The 18543-nt window shown below is 34.0% G+C and carries 15 protein-coding genes and 1 pseudogene; all 16 read left to right on the forward strand.

Annotated features, from left to right (window positions below; translation table 11 throughout):
• Positions 1-203 precede the first annotated feature (203 nt).
• Entirely contained in the window at positions 204-2351 is a 2148-nt protein-coding gene (gene topB / locus IGJ41_RS13620) for a DNA topoisomerase III (protein WP_438714653.1), read from the forward strand.
• Between the two features lie 24 nt (positions 2352-2375).
• Positions 2376-2525: a hypothetical protein gene (locus IGJ41_RS13625; protein WP_010825645.1), complete on the forward strand. Its 150-nt coding sequence runs from the start codon at positions 2376-2378 to the stop codon at positions 2523-2525.
• A 70-nt stretch (positions 2526-2595) separates the two neighbouring features.
• Positions 2596-3051, forward strand: a complete 456-nt coding sequence (gene ssb, locus IGJ41_RS13630; RefSeq protein WP_438714655.1) for a single-stranded DNA-binding protein — start codon at positions 2596-2598, stop codon at positions 3049-3051.
• Between the two features lie 30 nt (positions 3052-3081).
• Entirely contained in the window at positions 3082-8784 is a 5703-nt protein-coding gene (locus IGJ41_RS13635) for a helicase-related protein (protein ID WP_438714657.1), read from the forward strand.
• 89 nt (positions 8785-8873) lie between these two features.
• Entirely contained in the window at positions 8874-9527 is a 654-nt protein-coding gene (locus IGJ41_RS13640) for a hypothetical protein (RefSeq protein ID WP_161324926.1), read from the forward strand.
• Positions 9528-9541: 14 nt separating this feature from the next.
• Positions 9542-9667 carry a hypothetical protein gene (locus IGJ41_RS13645; RefSeq protein ID WP_010825649.1) on the forward strand — a complete coding sequence of 42 codons (126 nt, stop codon included), beginning with the start codon at positions 9542-9544 and terminating at the stop codon, positions 9665-9667.
• A 9-nt stretch (positions 9668-9676) separates the two neighbouring features.
• Positions 9677-10444 (forward strand): Fic family protein, encoded by a 768-nt coding sequence (locus IGJ41_RS13650; protein ID WP_010825650.1) that lies wholly within the window; start codon positions 9677-9679, stop codon positions 10442-10444.
• A gap of 77 nt (positions 10445-10521) precedes the next feature.
• On the forward strand, positions 10522-11016 hold the full coding sequence (locus tag IGJ41_RS13655) for a thermonuclease family protein (protein ID WP_438714660.1): 495 nt from the start codon (positions 10522-10524) through the stop codon (positions 11014-11016).
• A 954-nt stretch (positions 11017-11970) separates the two neighbouring features.
• On the forward strand, positions 11971-12405 hold the full coding sequence (locus IGJ41_RS13660; protein WP_438714792.1) for a hypothetical protein: 435 nt from the start codon (positions 11971-11973) through the stop codon (positions 12403-12405).
• 83 nt (positions 12406-12488) lie between these two features.
• A complete protein-coding gene (locus tag IGJ41_RS13665; RefSeq protein ID WP_025194462.1) occupies positions 12489-12719 on the forward strand; it encodes a hypothetical protein in 231 nt (76 codons plus the stop codon).
• Positions 12709-12984 carry a hypothetical protein gene (locus tag IGJ41_RS13670; RefSeq protein WP_229233452.1) on the forward strand — a complete coding sequence of 92 codons (276 nt, stop codon included), beginning with the start codon at positions 12709-12711 and terminating at the stop codon, positions 12982-12984. The genes IGJ41_RS13665 and IGJ41_RS13670 overlap by 11 nt, the downstream gene beginning before the upstream one ends.
• A 28-nt stretch (positions 12985-13012) precedes the next feature.
• The gene (locus IGJ41_RS13675; protein ID WP_438714663.1) at positions 13013-13258 is read left to right on the forward strand and encodes a hypothetical protein; all 246 of its coding nucleotides are present in this window, start codon (positions 13013-13015) and stop codon (positions 13256-13258) included.
• 341 nt (positions 13259-13599) lie between these two features.
• Entirely contained in the window at positions 13600-14232 is a 633-nt protein-coding gene (locus IGJ41_RS13680; protein ID WP_231433031.1) for a hypothetical protein, read from the forward strand.
• Between the two features lie 478 nt (positions 14233-14710).
• Positions 14711-15370 carry a hypothetical protein gene (locus IGJ41_RS13685; protein ID WP_438714665.1) on the forward strand — a complete coding sequence of 220 codons (660 nt, stop codon included), beginning with the start codon at positions 14711-14713 and terminating at the stop codon, positions 15368-15370.
• Positions 15371-15382: 12 nt separating this feature from the next.
• Positions 15383-17212, forward strand: a complete 1830-nt coding sequence (locus IGJ41_RS13690; protein ID WP_438714667.1) for a C47 family peptidase — start codon at positions 15383-15385, stop codon at positions 17210-17212.
• Positions 17213-17388: 176 nt separating this feature from the next.
• Positions 17389-18388: pseudogene (locus IGJ41_RS13695) on the forward strand (transposase); the annotation flags it as partial.
• Positions 18389-18543 lie beyond the last annotated feature (155 nt).

An 18543-nucleotide genomic window follows, 5' to 3' on the forward strand; every position in this document is an offset into this window, starting at 1 on the left:
CAAGGGTCTTTTGTATGAATCAACAGCGCCTGCTATCAAAGACGCCTATGAAAAATCAAGCGACAACAAACAAACGAATCCTGAAAGAACAAAAGAACAAAATGTTCAACGAAAACACGCGCAACAAATGGCCATTGAAAGATAAAAAATATTGTAGGCAGTAGGTTTTTGAACCCTACTGCCTTTTTTAGGAGGATAGAAGAATGAAAACAGTTATTCTTGCAGAAAAGCCTAGTCAAGCATTGGCTTATGCACAATCATTCAAAGCGAGTAAGAAAAAAGAAGGATACTTTGAAATATCTGATCCACTTTTTTCAGGAGAAACCTTTATTACTTTTGGTTTTGGTCATTTAGTAGAATTAGCGGAACCTGGTTATTATGATGAACGTTGGAAAAAATGGTCGCTCGATGCACTTCCAATTTTCCCCAATCAATTTATGTTTAACGTGCCGAAGGATAAGCAAAAGCAATTTAACATCGTCGCAAAACTTTTAAAACAAGCAGATACCATTGTCATAGCGACGGATAGTGACAGGGAAGGGGAAAATATTGGCTGGTCTATTATCAAAAAAGCCGGTGCTTTTTCTAAGGCAAAAACATACAAAAGATTGTGGATCAACTCTTTAGAAAAAGACGTGATTTACCAAGGGTTCAAGCAATTAAAGCCTGCAGAGGACTATTATCCCTTTTACATTGAAGCGCAGACCAGACAAATTTCGGATTGGTTGTTGGGCATGAATGGCAGTGTACTTTACAGTTTAGAAATGCAGAAAAAAGGAATACGTGAAACTTTTTCATTAGGACGAGTGCAAACCCCTACGCTCTACATGATTTACCAACGACAAATAGCGATTGAACAATTTAAAAAGGAACCATATTTTGACGTTGAAGCAATGATTTTAACAAATCAAGGTCAATTTAAGGGACGTCTGAATCCTTTACAAACTTTCAAAACAAAAGAAGCAGCTACCGCCTTTCTTTCACGAAATGGCCTGTCTACTAAAAAAGAACACGGAGTTATTTCCAATGTAGAAAAAGAGAAGAAGGATACGAAGAGTCCTCATTTATTTTCTTTGAGTAGTTTACAATCCAAGGTCAACCAAATGTACCAAGCGACGGCCAATGAAACGTTGAATGCTATGCAAGGACTGTATGAGGCAAAACTTTTATCTTATCCTCGGACAGATACGCCTTATATCACCGATTCAGAGTTCCAGTATTTAAAAGAAAACTATCAAAACTATTGCTCGTTTCTTTCTATCGATGAACCCTTGGTTCAAGACAAGCCAAGAAAACGATATGTTGATAGCAATAAAGTGCAAGAGCATTATGCGATAATTCCAACGAAACAAGTTCCTAGCAGCAATCAATTTGAAGGTCTCACGACGTTACAAAAAAATATTTACAAGTTAGTGTTGAAAACTACTGTAGCTATGTTCTTATCCGATTACGAATATGAGGAAACTACGATTGAAACGAAAGTATCAGAGCTTATCTTCAAAACAACTGGAAAAGTACCTGTTAAACAAGGATGGAAAAAAGTTTTTGAAACAGACAAGGATACCAAAGAAGCGCAAGAAAAGGATATTGCTTTACCTAAGGTATCGATAGGCGAAACAGTAACAGCAGATATTCAACTTCAAGAAAAAGAAACAAAACCACCAAAACCGTTTACGGAAGGGACTTTATTGACAGCCATGAAAACCGCAAACAAAACGGTTGATAATGAAGAGGCAATAAAAATTCTAAAGGAAGTTGAAGGGATTGGAACTGAAGCGACACGTGCAAGCATTATCGAAACACTAAAGCAAAAAAAATATATTGTCTCGCAGAAAAATAGATTAACAGTCACGGAAAAAGGAAAACTTCTTTGCAAATCTGTAGAAGCACAACCCTTGTTATCAAGTGCAGAAATGACAGCAAAATGGGAAAGTTCTCTCAAAAGCATAGGGAAAAAACAAGGAACCCAGGAACATTTTTTGGCGAATATCAAAAAATTTATCCTTCATTTGTTAGAAAACGTACCAAGTGATATAGCACGTGTTGATTTTTCAACATTTGAACAGGAGCAAAAGCAAATAGAAGAGAAATCAATCTTAGGTACTTGTCCTAAATGCAAACATGGAGAAGTAAAGAAGTTTAATAAATTAGCTAGTTGTCAAAATGAAGAATGTGATTTTAAAATTTGGCTTACTTTAGCACAAAAAAAGCTACCTGATACAGTTTTAAAAGAACTTATAAAACAGGGAAAAACGAACAAAAAGGTGAAAGGGTTTAAAGGAAAAAAAGGATTGTTTGATGCTGCTTTAAAACTTGATAATTATTTAGTCGTTTTTGACTTTGGCAAATAGTAAGCAAAAGAGGAGAGTAAAACAATGAATCAGTACAGAAAAACGCAAAAACAACAAGAAATAGAAACTGTAGCAGCAAAGGAACGTAGAAAAAAAGAACAGTTAAAGGCTCTTGAAAGAAAGAGAAAACAATTAAAGTATGAACAACAACAATCACAAGAATTAGATCGATAAACACAAACATGCGCATGATCACACGCGTGTTTGTGCGCATGAAAATACAATAAAGAATGGAGAATGAATTATGATAAACAACTCGAATTTAGTAGGGCGTTTGACAAAGGATATTGATTTATATTACACAAAAAGCGATAAAGCGGTCGCTTCTTTTACATTAGCGTCTCAACGGAATTACACCAATGCTAATGGAGAATATGAAGCAGACTTTATTGACTGTGTTATCTGGGGTAAACCCGCGGAATCGCTGGAGCGTAACACAAAAAAGGGAATGTTAATTGGTGTAACTGGTCCTTTAAGAAAACGATCTTACCAGAATAAAGAAGGTAACCAAGTTTACGTTACTGAGATTTTAGTCGAAACATATCAACAAATGGAATTCCTTCCTAAAGAACAAGCAGATACAGAGGTTAAAGAACAGCCTGGAAAACAATCTAATTTGCAAAATCGATTAGCAGATGACGACCCTTTTGCTAGTATTTCTCGGCCAATAAATTTCAATGATGAAGATTTACCTTTTTAAGCATAAATTGACATGGAGGAAAAGTAACCGATGATAAAGACAGGAAAGAGTATTCAAGAAGCGTTTCAAAAGACCGTTTACGGTATCACTCGATCAAAAGAATCATTGCATTCGTTTTTAAGACAGAACACGTATTTGTACAAATATCCTATGAACGACATTTTATCTATTCACAGCCAAAATAAAGAAGCGACGTACGTCGCTTCTTTTGACATTTGGAATAAACATGGTCGAATTATAAAAGCCAAAGCTCGTTCTATTCGCACATTAAAAGATATTTCTAACGAAAACAGTAAGCAAAACTATTATTTTGACATAACACAGACTATTGGTGAACCAGTAGAAACCTACAATTGGACGATAACGTCAGAGGAGCTATTAGTATTACTAGCAGAAAATCATGGTGATCAAACAATTCATAAGGATATTTATTCTTATGCTCAACAAATGATTGATGAAATGAAGGTTGATGGTACAGAAGTAGCGTATGAACAATTGGTTGCTTTGCTAACAGAGAACACTTTGTTACAAAAATTTGGTTTACCACAAGAAGAAACTTTTACAAGAATCTATGCAGAAGTTGAAAACATGAACCCGGTTGAATTTATCAACACTGTCAGGGCTAGTAATGTTGTCGTAAATTACACCTTAAATCGATTAGAAGAAAAACACAAAGAAATCAAGGAAAAAAGAGATAGAGAAGAAACTTCATTAATAGAGAACCCAGAAGCTGTTGAAAAACAGTCAGTAAGTAAAAGCGAAGAAATTATTAATGATTATGCACAAGAAGAGTTGTTTTCACCAGAAATTTTAGAAGAGTCAAAAGAACCTGAAAACACTTTGTCAAATTTACAAGAATATCAACCAGCAGGCTTTCATTTTCCTGATAAGGAAATATATGGACAAACTAAGAAAGAAAAAATTAACGATAACGTTGAAGCTATTCGTCTGTTAAGAAAATTAGAAAACGAAGAACGTACACCAACTCAGGAAGAAAAATTTGTTTTAAGTAAATATGTAGGATGGGGCGGCTTGTCTGAAGTATTTGACTACCGAAGAGAAAATGAATCCTACAAAACGATTAGAGAAGAGCTACAAAGGCTAGTTACTGAAGAAGAATATGAGCAAATGGAAGAATCTGTTTTAACAGCCTACTACACAGATCCGATGATTGTTGAGGGCATTTACAAAAAAATAAAAGCTATGGGGTTTCAATCAGGGAATGTTTTAGACCCTGCGATGGGAACAGGCAATTTCTTTTCTGCTATGCCACAAGAATTAAAAGATAATGTTTCATTAACTGGAGTTGAAATTGATTCGATTACAGGTAAAATAGCCAGTTATTTGCATGATGATGCAAATGTGTTTATTCAACCATTTCAAGATGTTCAATTAAAGGAAAAAAGTTTTGATTTGATTGTAGGAAATATTCCGTTTGATAATTTTGAAATTAAAGACAAAAAAATGTTTAAAAAAGGTATGCAAATTCATGATTATTTTATTTCAAAATCTTTAAAACTTTTAAAAGATGATGGGATACTGGCTGTCATTTCTTCTTCCGGAACGTTAGATAAACAAGCTAACGAAATACGAGGTCCGTGGGCAAAGCAAGCGGATCTATTAGGTGCTATAAGACTGCCTAACAATGCGTTTAAACGCATTGCAGGAACAGAGGTGGTAACAGATATTTTGTTCTTTAAAAAGCCTAAGAATGAAGAAGAGCTAGAAAATACAGCTATGCCAGAATGGGTATTCACAAATTCAGTAGTCGTAAATAATGAGTCAGTTGTAATGAATCGTTACTTCAATGAAAATAAACATTTGGTTTTAGGGGAGCTTGATGTTAAGAACTTTAGAGGAAAAACAATGACTGTTATTCCTAATAAGAAAGTTACTTTACAAAATCAGCTGGAAGAAGCGCTAAGTCAACTTCCAAATAGCTTAGAGAACCGTTTGATGGATGTTGAAGAAAATTCAGTAAAAGAAATCAATTCAGAAATTATTGAAAACGAACAAGCAGAATTAAGTATTTCTGATGTTGAAATAATAGATGTCGCTGATATTGAAGTTGACGATGTACCGAATTTTTCTTTTGTGATGATTGATAATCAATTGTTTTTTAAAGAGACCGAAGGTCTAATAAATCACGATAAGTTATCTCAAAAGAAAAAAGACCGGATAGAAGGGATGATAAAATACAGAGATCAATTACGTAGAGTGATTGCGTATCAACAAAAGCCAAACTATGAGCAAGAGACGTTTGATCAACATTTGCGTATTCTTAATGAACGATACGATGATTTTGTTAGTAAATACGGACATTTACACGACAAAGTAAATGAAAATCTATTTAGAGCAGACGATTCGCTACAACTATTATTATCAACAGAAATAAAGCAAAAAGATGGTAGCTACGTAAAAGCAGATATTTTCAGAGAAGCAACTATCGTACCAAAAGTTGAAATTACTCATGTGGATACTGCACACGATGCACTGTATCAATCATTAGCAAAGTATGAAGAAGTACGATTGGAATACATGAGTGAACTGTATGGAAAGCCTAAAGATGAGATTATCGAAGAATTACAAGGGGCTATTTTTGTTGACTTAGACGTTTACGACGAAGAAATAGAACCAAGATGGGTGACCAGAGAAGAATATTTATCTGGAGATGTTGTTTCAAAAATTGAAACAGCTCAGGTATTTAAAGAACAGTTTCCAGAAAATGTTGAAGCTTTAGAAACCGTTCAACCAAAACGAATTGGTCTAAAAGATATAGATATTAAATTGGGTTCACCAATCATACCACGTGAATATTACAAAGCATTTGCACAAGAAGTCTTTGAGACAAGACCTTACTACTTTAATTACGACATTATCCAGTTTGACTACAACTCGATAACACAAGCCTATTTTATTAAAGGGAAAAGATCAGATACAAGCCTAATTTCAACGAAAAAGTATGGAACTAGTCGAGCCAACGCATACAAACTATTAGAAGATTCTTTAAACATGAAAATTACTGAAGTAAAAGATCGTGTAGAAGATTCTGATGGAAATGTACGTTACGAATTGAATCAAAAAGAAACATTGCTTGCAAGAGAAAAACAAGCGCTTATACAGTCTACCTTTAGCAACTGGATTGCTTCAAATCCAGAAAGGTCTGAGCTTGTTGTACAACGATACAATGATCGTTTTAACCGTTATGTTCCTAGACAGTACGATGGGTCTTTTTTAGAAATTAAAGGGTTAAATAAAAACTACGAATTACGACCACACCAAAAAAATGCTGTCTTACGAACGTTAATCGAAAAACGTGGATTGTATGGCCATGTTGTTGGCTCAGGAAAAACGTTAACGATGATTACTTCTGGTATGTTGTTGAAAGAAAAAGGCCTTGTAAACAAGCCGATGCACGTTGTTCCTAACCATTTAACGGCGGAATATGCCCAGGAACTTTTGAGGTTCTTCCCCGATAAGAAAGTTTTAGCAACAACTAAGAAAGATTTTGAAAAAAATAACCGGAAGAATTTTGTATCAAAAATTGCTACAGGAAACTATGACGCTATCATTATTGGCCAAACACAGTTTGAAAAAATTTCTCTATCTAAAGAATTCCAAGTAAGAAAACTAAGAGAAGAAATTAATGTTATTACAGAAGCAATTGATCGCCAAAAACAGTCAAATGGTGACTCATGGTCGTTTAAAGACATGAAACGGATGGAAAAACGTTTAAGAGAACGTATGACCAATTTAATCAACAGTAAGGACAAAGATGAACTTTTAACATTTGAAGAATTAGGAGTAGACTTTTTGTTTGTTGACGAAGCGCATTATTACAAAAATCTATTTAATTACACGAAATTATCAAACGTTGCTGGTGTAAACAACTCTAACTCCCAACGTGCTATGGACATGTACATGAAAGTTCAGTACATTTACGAAAATAATGACAACACAGGAGTAGTATTTGCGACAGGAACGCCTATTTCTAACAGTATGAGTGAATTGTATACGATGCAAAAATACTTACAACCAGATGTTTTAGAGAAATCAGGCATATACAGCTTTGACGATTGGGCAAATATGTTTGGAGAAATTACTTCTACAATGGAGATTACTCCTGAAGGCAGTGGTTATCGAGTAAAAAATCGCTTTGCAAAGTTTCACAATGTACCAGAGCTAATGACTGCTTTTTCAATGATTGCAGATATTCAAACAGCAGACATGCTAGATCTGCCAGTGCCAAACATTAAAGGTGGAAAGCCTAACATTGTTTTAACTTATCCGACAGAAAAACAACAAGAAATGATGGAAGAATTCAGTGTTAGGGCAGAACGTATAAGAAATGGGTTGGTTGATCCAAGTAATGACAACATGTTGAAATTAACGCATGAAGCAAAGCTCATGTCACTAGACATGCGCTTGTTGGATGAAGCCTTTAGCGAAACTGATTCGAGTAAAGTCCAAGCTTGTGTTCAAAATGTATTTGATATTTACCAGGAGACGACGAACAAGCGAAGCACACAAATGATTTTTTGTGATTCTGGAACGCCTAAAAAGGGCCATTTTAATGTCTACGATGAAATAAAAGATCAACTCATGAAAAAAGGTGTTCCCAAAGAAGAAATTGCTTTCATTCATGATGCTAAAAATGAAAAACAGCGTGAATTACTCTTTGAGAAAGTTCGAAATGGCCAAGTACGCGTGTTATTAGGAAGTACAAATAAGGTTGGAACAGGAACAAATGTACAAAACAAATTGATTGCTGCACACCATTTGGATTGTCCGTGGCGTCCAAGTGACCTCACTCAGCGTGATGGTCGTATTGTGAGACAAGGAAATGAAAATAAAGAAGTAAGCATTCATTACTATGTAACTGAAGGTACATTTGATGCTTACCTTTGGCAAATTCAAGAGCAAAAATTGAGATACATTACTCAAATCATGAATAATAAAAGTATTTCTCGTTCGTGTGATGATCTCGATGAAACAGTTTTAAGTGCAGCTGAGGTGAAAGCAATCGCTACAAACAATCCATTAATTGCAGAAAAAATGACTATCGATAATGAGGTTACTAAATTACGTATTCTTAAAACAAGTTGGCAAGAACAACAGGTAACGATTAACAAAGCGTTAAACGAAGAATTACCGCAAAGAGAAAAGCAATTAAAACTTGAAGTAGCTAACATTACCAAAGACATGGACCGTATCAAAGATGAAACAACGGATGAATTTCAATTTACGACAGACACTCTAACATTTACCGACAAAAAACAGGCAGGTGAATACATTCATGAACAAGTAAAAGTATTAAAAAATCCCACTATTAAAGAAGTTACAGTCGGTAAATACCAGGGGTTTGATGTTACGATTCGTAAAAGCTCGTTGGCAACGTACAGTCTGTATTTAGAAGGAAATCATAGTTACGGAACAAGCCTAAGTTTAACGAGTCCGATAGGAACCGTTCAACGAATGGAGAATATCGATCCAGAACGTCGATTGAAGAATAAAGAAAATGAACTGGCTGAGTTAGCTCACCAAAAAGAGCAATACAAAGCGCAGCATAATCAACCATTTGAACAAGAAGAAAAATTAATACAGTTACTTGAAAAACAAGCAGAAATCAACATTGCTTTATCTCCAGAAATAGATAAAGGCGAAGAGATACAAAATAAAGAAAAATTAAAGCAGCAAAAAGCACAAAGAAATGAATACGGTTTTGATAGATAATCATTGACTTTTACTTTTTTTAGTGTTACTTTTTAGAAAAGAGTAACGTTACTATTTTTCTAAATGTAACATTAAAGAGGGGTAAAGATATGCTAACTATTAAAGATGTTTTGAAAATATTTCAACAGTATGGCATTTCAACGAGCGAGCAAGTAATTCGTCGTTGGTGCCGTACTGGTGTATTAAAAGCTGAATTGACAAGTAAAAAAGAAGGATACGAGATTTATGATACAAGTGTTTATCAGTTGTTAGAAAAAAAATTAAGAAGTAAAGAATCAAAAAATAGTGCCTATTTGAGAGGATTTGAACAAGGATATTCGTTGGCACAACATTTACCATTACACGAAAGTGAGGAAAAAGGCATGAATCAAGGGCTGAGAGAAGCAATCGATAACTATTATAGAGGTTTAGCAGATAAAGAAGAGTACGTTGATCCAGATAAACTAATGGGGAAATATTCAAAGTATGTATTTAATGCTTTACGTGAATACAATCCGACCAAGTATTGTGAGTTAGGTATGACAGAGGAATTGGGCAATTGGATTGAAGCAAAGAATGCGTACATGACGAATGAAGAAACAGAACGAATGCACCAAATTGAATTTGATCAAAGCGGAAACATTTTAGATGTAGCAAAACGTCGTTATAGTAAAATGTTAGAGATAGAGGAAATTTTAAAAGATGAGTTTGTACAAAGTTTAAAAATAGAAGAACCAGTTCCTTCAATTGATGAATTGTTTTAGAAAGGGAGTTACTGATGGATAAAAAATCTTCACTCAGAGAAAAGTATAAAGCTAGTGTTAAGCAACGAAAAGAAGAGCTGCTCATTGGCTTACGTCCACAAGACAAAAAGGCAGTTGAAAATATTAAGCATAAAAAGTAGGTGAAAATCATGGATAATACAGCGTTAGCAAAATTTATTACTTCTTTAGGTAGTTTAAACAACTACGGAAGTACCGTTCTTCAGACAAAAAAAGCGTTGGATCAGAAATCAGTAAAGCCTCTTCGTCAGAACCAAGATGATATTGCCATTTTTACTGATACTCTAAAAGGAATCGATGCAGTAAAAGAAATAGGATTTAGCACAGAAGGAATCATTGCAATTAATAAACAATTTGATTCAACTTCTAATGAACAGCCAAATATGCCAGGTCATTTAAGAAATGCGTATTACAATTCGGATGATCAGATTGCGATCATTATCGATGAAGCGAGTCAAGACGCTTATTTTCCACCTGAAGTTATTAGTCGCGCAGATTTAGATAACATTGTAAATGATTTTGAAGCTTCAGAGAAAACAGAAGAGGATGCGTGGCGTGTATTTGCACGTATTTCTAAGTTACAGCCTTTCCAAGATGGAAATAAACGAACGGCATTAATCGCAGCAAATGCAGCAATGAATACTTTTGAAAATGAAAACTATTTAACTTTGCCGTTCAATGATTTAGATCGTGTTGATTTCACTACAAATTTGATGCGGTATTATCAGGCTAAAACCCCTGAATTAGAAAATGAAGCATTTAAACGATTATTAAGTACGCTTCCTTCAAAAAAAGAGAGAGAACACGCGTTACGAGAACCAATTGAAGAAAAACAAATTGATCGTGCGAAAACTTATAAAATTAAGTCTCAACTTAGAAAAAGAGACATAGACCGATAAATGAGGATTTAAACGTATGAAAAAAAAATAAAAAATACGCTAAACAGTTTATGATATGGCTTACTTTAGTCGTTTCAATGTTTTTAGCGAGTTGTTCAAACACAACAAGCGAAAAGCAGCCGTCGCATAACGACAAACAGCAAGTGACTCTAGTCAAAAATGTAGCCGGTGATACAAGTGATTTTTCAGTAAATGGGAAAACGAAACGGGTTCGATATCTATTGATCGATACGCCTGAATCGGTAAAACCCAACACGCCAATTCAGCCATATGGAAAAGAGGCGAGTGATCGTACGAAAGAAATACTTACGAATGCTTCAAAAATAGAAATAGAAAAAGAACCTGGTAACGAAGAAGATAAGTATGGCCGTTCTTTAGCGTTTATTTTTGCAGACGGTCAGCTAGTTCAAAAAATATTAGTAGAAGAAGGACTGGTACGTGTTGCCTACACAAATCGTACCAAAAGTAACTATTTAAATGAATTAAATGAAGCACAAGAACAAGCGAAACAAAAGAAAATAGGAATCTGGAGCCTAGAAGGCTATGTAACGCCCAAAGGATTTAGAGAATAAGAAAGAGGAAGAGCATTGAACGTTTCATTCAATGCTCTTCCTCTTTTTACATAGATAAGTTAATGAACAAACCATAAGAGATTAAGTAAAGAAATAAAGTAGAAAAAGGTTGTTCCGCTACGGTGCAGTAGCCCTTGCTACAAAGCCAACCTTTTTGGCTGCTATATTCAAGATTTTTCAATAAAACGTTCTCCTCATATTCCTACAGAATATGGAACGTTTACCTCTACTACTCGTATCTCGCTTAACGTGCCGGCAAATTGAAAATTCTTGTTCCTTGTGGATCACAAGGAAACATTCCGCAGAGTAAGTTCCAGGTAACGAACGTTGTTCGCTCCCTGGAAAAAACAATAATCAAACCATTTTAACCCATTTCTTCATGCACAACAATTTTTTAAGATTCGTGTTGAGTACTTGGAATCATACACCTTGCAGTCGAAATAACAAGGGTAAAATGCACAAGCTACGCTTGCCCTTGTTATTTCTTTGTGCCTGGTGTCTGTTAGCTGCGCACCCAACACTTAAAAATCATAAAAAATAAACTACGTGCAAAAAGAAAAAAATCAAAATCTTATTATTGGAAAAATTTAGCAGGGAGGTGGACGTAGCATGGATATTAAATTGTTTGTGCCAATAAATGACCCATGTTTTTATCAATACACAAGGAAAAAGGAGTTGGAATCGTTCAACACGTCTGAATTAACAATTGCTTTGAGTGTTTTAAGAAAAGAACAACGAAGATTAAAAGAAAAGGTATACCAAAAAAAGGACAGACTCGATAAGCAGAACTTAAAAATGGCGAACAGACGGCGTGAAGAAATTGAACAATTATTGTTTATTAAGCAAGGATTTATTCCAGAAATAATCACTCAAAAAATGATTAATACATTTATTGTAAATAACCAAAAAACAGTAACAAAACTTAAAAAAAACAAAGATTTTGGAGGAACAGATATGAAAAAATTAAGTAACACTGTAGGGGCAAGTGAAGCATTGAAAAAAGAAGCATGGTACAGAATGATGATTTTAGATATTGCAAATTCTACCATTGATCAATTTATAGAAAAAGATAAGTGTCACTATACTAGCAATTGTTTTCCTGGAGAGAATGCTTTATTGACGGAAGAGATAGAAGTGATTGTAAAGGAAGTAGAAAAAAAGTATGGGTTTTTAGTGTATTACGTAACTGAGACTAAGACAGTAGATGGCCAGAGATTTTTATCATTATTCTACGTTGGATGTGATACTAGCGATTGGCTTTATTGCCACAGAGATTTAGAGTCTTACAGACAGTATGTCTATGTAGTCAACACGAATCAACCTTCGTTTTCAGAATTTGGAATGATTCAATTTGAACCAATAAGTGGCAGCATTTTACGTACAGCATAAAAAACAAAAGATTTTGGTGACAGTTGGGCTATTTTGCCCGACTGGAACCTTTAAAAAGTTTAGCACAGAGGAGGAGAAGTTTATTGAAAATCAGAAAAGAGTATGACTCACACGGAATTGAAATCACACGTTGGAACAAAGGTAATTTAGTTTATACGATTGATTGTGATTGTGGTCGTCAAGCAGACCGAGTTATTGGCATGTATGAGACGTTTGTTTGTAGTAACTGCCACACTATGTATGAAAAAAGTAGAGGTAGCTACACAAAGGTTACATGCAGCATTAAAAAGGAGAATGATGAGTATGGAAAATAAAGAGAAGTGTATTAGAGTAAAATACAACAGAAAAGGAAAAATCGTTCGATCGTTTAAAGGAGAGTTGGTTACTCATAGATTGATTGCTGAACTACAGATACTTGATGAAACGATTAGAGAGAAGCGCCAGTTATTTAAAATTATGTTTGAAGAAATTGAAGATGGAGGAGAAGTTGAAAGATTTCAAATGTACATTGGTGATGGAACTTTTAGAAATAGGATTACGTATGAATATTTAATTAACCATGCTTCAATGAAGGAATGAAATTCAAAATGAAAGGAGATACAAAGTAATGAAATCAGAACTGAACTCAATAAATGAAGAAAGAAGTTACAACGGCTCAATTGTAATTGCTACTCCTGATGTACCAGTAGAATGGCCAAGTACTATTCTACTTAGTAAAAAAGGAACACATGAGGGAAGTAGAACGAAAAAAGTAGCTTTAACCTTTGATACATCGGGATTAATTCAATGGTTAAGGCAAACAGCGGATGAATTAGAATCGGCTCACTACAAGCAATTAAGAGGAGATAAATAATAAAATTACATTATGATAATGGAAAAAAGCAATCGACCACTGATTGCTTTTTTTGTTACCAGATAAATAGCCAGTCGTTTTCCGCCGACTGGCAAAAGAGATAGATTTGTAAAGAAGTGATTTGTGCTTCCTACAATCATTGTATAACATATGAAAAGAATAATTTCAATAGGGTTACTCTTTTTGCACTAATAAATATCGAAACCGGTTGCAATTATTTAAAATGAGAGGTAAACTATATTTGCAAGTATTAATTAAAGGGGTTATATATTTATGATAACTTAAATTGGGTTTTTGTATAACAATATAATCATTAACAATTAAAAATTGGGGGTAATTAAATGTTTAAAAAATCAAAAACAATCTGCTTTTTCGCAATGCTGGCCCTTGCTCTATTTCCTTTTATAAGTACTGGTGGTTCGGTGTATGCTAGCGAATCTTATAATCAAAAAGTAAATGAAATAGAAAAAGTAGTCGACAATCAACTGAAGAAAATGGAAAATATGACACCTGCTGAAAAATTGGATGAAGTAAATCGCCTTTTAAGCCAATATGAAGGAGCCACAGTCAATTTTGCTGATGCTATCAGTCCGGATATGCCTGTTTTAAGAAATGCACGACCTTCTACAGAGCTTAGAATAGTTAATGGGGGATTGAATTTCTATGCTTATAATCAGGCAGGGATTAATAAGTTGGCTGATTTGTTTGCTAAATTAGGATTAATGGAAGGGGCTTCAGGTGGATCTGGGGGTATTGCTGCTGCAATTGCTGGCGCTATGGGTATTGCAACTGGAGCAACTGCGGGATTAGCTGCAGTCGTTGTAGCATTAGGATCTTATGCTTCTTATCGTTTTGCTACTGCTAATGGTATTATGAGAGATCATGAAAAAGATGGAGATACTAAAGCTGGAGCGAGAATTACGATAACGGAAACTTTAGATATTACAAATATGGGAATCAACGCATATGCATAAAAAAGTAAGAAATATATTTTTTCTTATTTTAATAATAGCTCTAGTTATTTTTATGTATATTTTTACTAATCAATCAAAATATTATAGTCCATTAATTTTTTATGTGTCTGTACCTATTTTGAGCTATTTTATTGGAAAAGATAGTAAGTAGATTGGTGCTTACATTGATTTAATATCTATATTTAAGCAGGTATCAGAATGATTTTTACAGAAATCCTATGCGTTACTAATAAAGAAATTAACACATATAATAAGAAGCAGGATGCTACTTTTCTAGTCTTAATAACTATACTTGCTTTTTTCTCTTTTTTATAACTTATTAGAGAGAGGGATGTAGTAGATTGGTCTTTTAAATTTTTTCACCAATTATCAGTTATTTTGTCTTGGAAAATAACAAATAAGTTATTGCCCACAGTAACAGATTAGCTATGTTATTGTGGGCAATAGGTTTGGCATTATGCAAAAAGGGAGTGTTTTTTTGAAAAATAAAATGTTTATATCTTTAAGCTGTATAATTAGTTTTTTATTTATTTTTGACACAAAAGCTAGTGCAGACTCTAACCAGCCAGTTGCACCTGAAGTAGAAACTACAATAATTCAAGAGTTTAATGAACCCTACCAAAAAAAATTTACCATGCAAGCAACACCAGAATCGGTAATTGAAGCACTAAATTTTGTAGAAAAATCAACGGATAGAAAAGTCAACCACTTACTTAAATATGTTTATCCTTACTACACAGAAAGTCAGTTAAAATCCGTTACAGCTAATTTAGAACAAGAAAATGAATTTCTGCATAGCCAAAATTACAACACTAAAATAGTAAATGGAAGTTTAGACACAAACCTATTGAAAGAAGAGTTATCTAATAAACGTCCTGTGATTGCCTTTCTGACAGCTAACGGTGATTATTGGATTGAGCAAGAAACGGCAGTTCTTGTTTATGGGTATCAAAAAATTTCATTTCCAAATCAGCCATCAATGATCATGTATATGTATAAAAGCTTAAATCATGGTAAAGGATTTATTAATGATGCAACCAAAAATGAAATTTTCTTACTAATGAATGAAAGTACAATAGATCCGTCAGCAAATGTTACATTTAAGTGGGATAAAACTTTATATGGTTTTTATAAATAAAGAGGGGTAAAAATGAAAATTTTAAAGAGAATTAAACTATTAATATTTCTGTTAGGATTACTTATTTTAGGGATTGTTGGTTTTCCACGAAATTCAGAAGCCACGTCACTATACGTAAAGACAGAGAAGATTCCTGTAGAAATAACAACTTTAGCTTCGCAACATTGGGAAGAATATTTAACTAATATGATTTATCCTGAAAATGGAAGTGTTTCTGATTACTATCTAGGAAAACCTTTTACAATTAGTTATCCAGAAAGCATTAAGTATAATTTCCCTATTATTAGTAATCAGGAAAAAAGAATTGCGTATATGCTTCAGCTAGATTCGTCTGATGGACTGAATGCTGATAGTTTTATTTTATCGAAAATGTTGGCGACTAAATTAGAAGAATTAAGTAACACACATGCAACGGATCAAAGCCTACCTATTGCTTTATTTGGAGTTAGTCAAAATATTTTTTATGATTACCAAGGGCAGAAAAAGCCGTTACTGTATGTAGACTCTCTTGCGAGTTCTCCAACAAATACAGGTAGTATTGATTCTGTTGTCTATGATATAACTGAAGCAAGTGCAAAACCTAATTTACGCGTGAAACGAGCTTCTGTTGAATTTGAAAGTAATGTGTTACCTTGGACGGTATATGAAACACAAGGAGAAAAACCATGGTGTGAATATTATGCATTAGCTGCTGTTATAAATAATCAAGCAAATGCAGAGATTACTTCAGCAAAAAAAATAATTGATCAATCTTTTCCAAATGCAACAGAAGAGGAAAAATCTTCTATTGATTGGGTTATTAATACTAGTATAGGACCTGCGATAAATTATGTAAAAAAAGCATTCAACAAAAATATTAGGTTTGAAACGAATACTATTACTTTTGACAAAATAAAAAATGAAATAGACAACAATCGTCCAATTATAACGGATTTAAAAGCAGACACAGCCAATGGACATGCCATTGTATTGATGGGTTATACTGCAGCTAAACCTGGGGCTATGGGACCGTATAATCCTTTCTATCATTATTGGAATCCATGGTGGGAAGATACGTTTATTGTTTCTAGTAAATCGCCATACATGACGTTAGGTCCCTACCAATATGAATGGTATAGGACATGGTATAATTTTCAACAAGGTAACTATGTCGACGAGAATGAAAACCCAATGACAATAACTGAAATCAACAAAACAATGATGGTAAATACAAATACGGAAACGATTAATACTCTTCCGGCAGGGCGACTCGGATCTGAAAGAATAAATACTTCAGGAAAGTTTGCAGGATGGGTAGTTACTGCGACACAAGAAGCTGCACCGTATGTTTATTGTGATGAACTGCGAGGATGGGTCGATAAAAAAGCATTAACTGAAGTGATAGCGACAAATGTTCAAGCAAAGATTGAAAAAAGTGGATATTCCATTGATTACATTCCCTGGCAAGCGGGAATTCAACATATTGGCTATACAAAAGATCATATTAATCAGTCAGTTATCATAAACGCTCGGAGTGGATCATATTATTTTGTGCCTAATTTAGGATGGATTGACAAAAAAGCTTTTAATGTAAATGTTCAAAGGCAAGTAGATGCAATTAAGAGTACAAATGTTACAACCAATAAAAAATGGATAATGAGAGAGAAAAGAAATCATTTAACAGTTTTAGATACTAACATGACTATTGATACATTGCCTTGGGGGCAAAAAGGGTTTAAGAATATTGGAAGAGCTAATAGCTATGCAAATAACTATGTAAGTATTACTCAAGATGCAGGTTCTTATTTTTATAGTCCAGATTTAAGAGGTTGGATAGACAAAAAGAGTTTGAGTACAAATTAATTATTCATATTAATTAAAGATAATAAAAGACCAACAGGGTATACCCTGTTGGCTTTTACCTATTCCAATGAATACTAGGTATGTGGTAGGCCATTCAAGCTATGCATACTTGATTTTCATAAAGATACTTTAAGAATCTCAGTGTTGATCATGTTGATGACTAGCATTCTTTATTAAACATGTTGGAAGAAATCGCGCATCACTTGGAAACAGAGTTAGTGGAGACAGAAGAACAACTACAAAATGAAAAAAAGAAAGAAAAACAAAGCCAATTAAAGAAAAAAAGAAGAACCTACAAAAAATATCTACGCAAAATCCAAGCGGATTATTTACCAAGAAAACAAAGATATGAAACCTATAACCGCCTTTTTCAAGAGCGAAATAGTTTTTCTAAAACAGATACAAAAACCTTAAATCTATTTTTAAACAGCTTTTTGGAACAACACAACGAATTACCCGAGTATATTGTAGCGGATGCCGGCTATGGAAGTGAAGAAAATTATACGTATATCAATGATGTCTTGCATAAAATGTCATTAATCACCTATGCTAGTTATCATAAAGAAAATAAAAAGACCTATAGAAACAATCCTTTTATGGTTGATAACTGGTGCTATTTGGAAGAAAAAGATACATATATTTGTCCTAATCAGCGGGCAGTTCCCTTCAAGCGATATAGTCGAAGAAAAGATAAAGGCAGATTTGTAAGTGACTTCGAAATTTATGAATGTGAAAATTGTCGAGATTGTCCTGTTCGTAGTCAATGTACGAAAGCAAAAAGTGAGCAAAACCGACAAATTTTAGTGAATAATACATGGCGCTATTTCAAAGCCGAATGTAAAAAGAAGCTTTTGGAGGAAAAAACAGGTTCGATTTATCGGAAACGGAAAATCGATGTCGAACCAGTGTTTGGCCACCTAAAGGCTCATTTGGCGTTCCAACGTTTCCACTTACGAGGGAAACAAGGAGCCAAGATTGACATTGGCTTGGCGCTCATGGCATTAAATTTAAGAAAATTAGGGAAATATACGGAGAGAAAGCGACGTAAAAATGAAAAACCAAGTCCGATTTTGAAAGTAATCATCAAAATCGGACTTAGTTTTTTTGAGAAAGGACTATTGTCCCACTCTCGTTTTTAGCATATGTGGAGAAATCTCTTTTTATTTTTTCCAATAATTATTTTACGCTAACGCTAATACTGTATGCAACATTACTTAATGAGTTAGTCAAGGAAAGTTGACACAGAAAAGTCTATTTTCCTTGACTAACTCATTAAGCATTGGTGAACTGAAAAAAATATAAGATTGAAGAATAAATTCTGATTCTTCAGT

Source organism: Enterococcus sp. DIV1537a, from assembly GCF_051712085.1.
Lineage (GTDB): Bacteria > Bacillota > Bacilli > Lactobacillales > Enterococcaceae > Enterococcus > Enterococcus faecalis.

Coding starts and splice junctions, on each gene's coding strand:
- topB (WP_438714653.1), top strand. CDS start 204: ATGAAAACAGTTATTCTTGCAGAAAAGCCTAGTCAAGCATTGGCTTAT.
- IGJ41_RS13625 (WP_010825645.1), top strand. CDS start 2,376: ATGAATCAGTACAGAAAAACGCAAAAACAACAAGAAATAGAAACTGTA.
- ssb (WP_438714655.1), top strand. CDS start 2,596: ATGATAAACAACTCGAATTTAGTAGGGCGTTTGACAAAGGATATTGAT.
- IGJ41_RS13635 (WP_438714657.1), top strand. CDS start 3,082: ATGATAAAGACAGGAAAGAGTATTCAAGAAGCGTTTCAAAAGACCGTT.
- IGJ41_RS13640 (WP_161324926.1), top strand. CDS start 8,874: ATGCTAACTATTAAAGATGTTTTGAAAATATTTCAACAGTATGGCATT.
- IGJ41_RS13645 (WP_010825649.1), top strand. CDS start 9,542: ATGGATAAAAAATCTTCACTCAGAGAAAAGTATAAAGCTAGTGTTAAG.
- IGJ41_RS13650 (WP_010825650.1), top strand. CDS start 9,677: ATGGATAATACAGCGTTAGCAAAATTTATTACTTCTTTAGGTAGTTTA.
- IGJ41_RS13655 (WP_438714660.1), top strand. CDS start 10,522: ATGTTTTTAGCGAGTTGTTCAAACACAACAAGCGAAAAGCAGCCGTCG.
- IGJ41_RS13660 (WP_438714792.1), top strand. CDS start 11,971: ATGAAAAAATTAAGTAACACTGTAGGGGCAAGTGAAGCATTGAAAAAA.
- IGJ41_RS13670 (WP_229233452.1), top strand. CDS start 12,709: ATGGAAAATAAAGAGAAGTGTATTAGAGTAAAATACAACAGAAAAGGA.
- IGJ41_RS13675 (WP_438714663.1), top strand. CDS start 13,013: ATGAAATCAGAACTGAACTCAATAAATGAAGAAAGAAGTTACAACGGC.
- IGJ41_RS13680 (WP_231433031.1), top strand. CDS start 13,600: ATGTTTAAAAAATCAAAAACAATCTGCTTTTTCGCAATGCTGGCCCTT.
- IGJ41_RS13690 (WP_438714667.1), top strand. CDS start 15,383: ATGAAAATTTTAAAGAGAATTAAACTATTAATATTTCTGTTAGGATTA.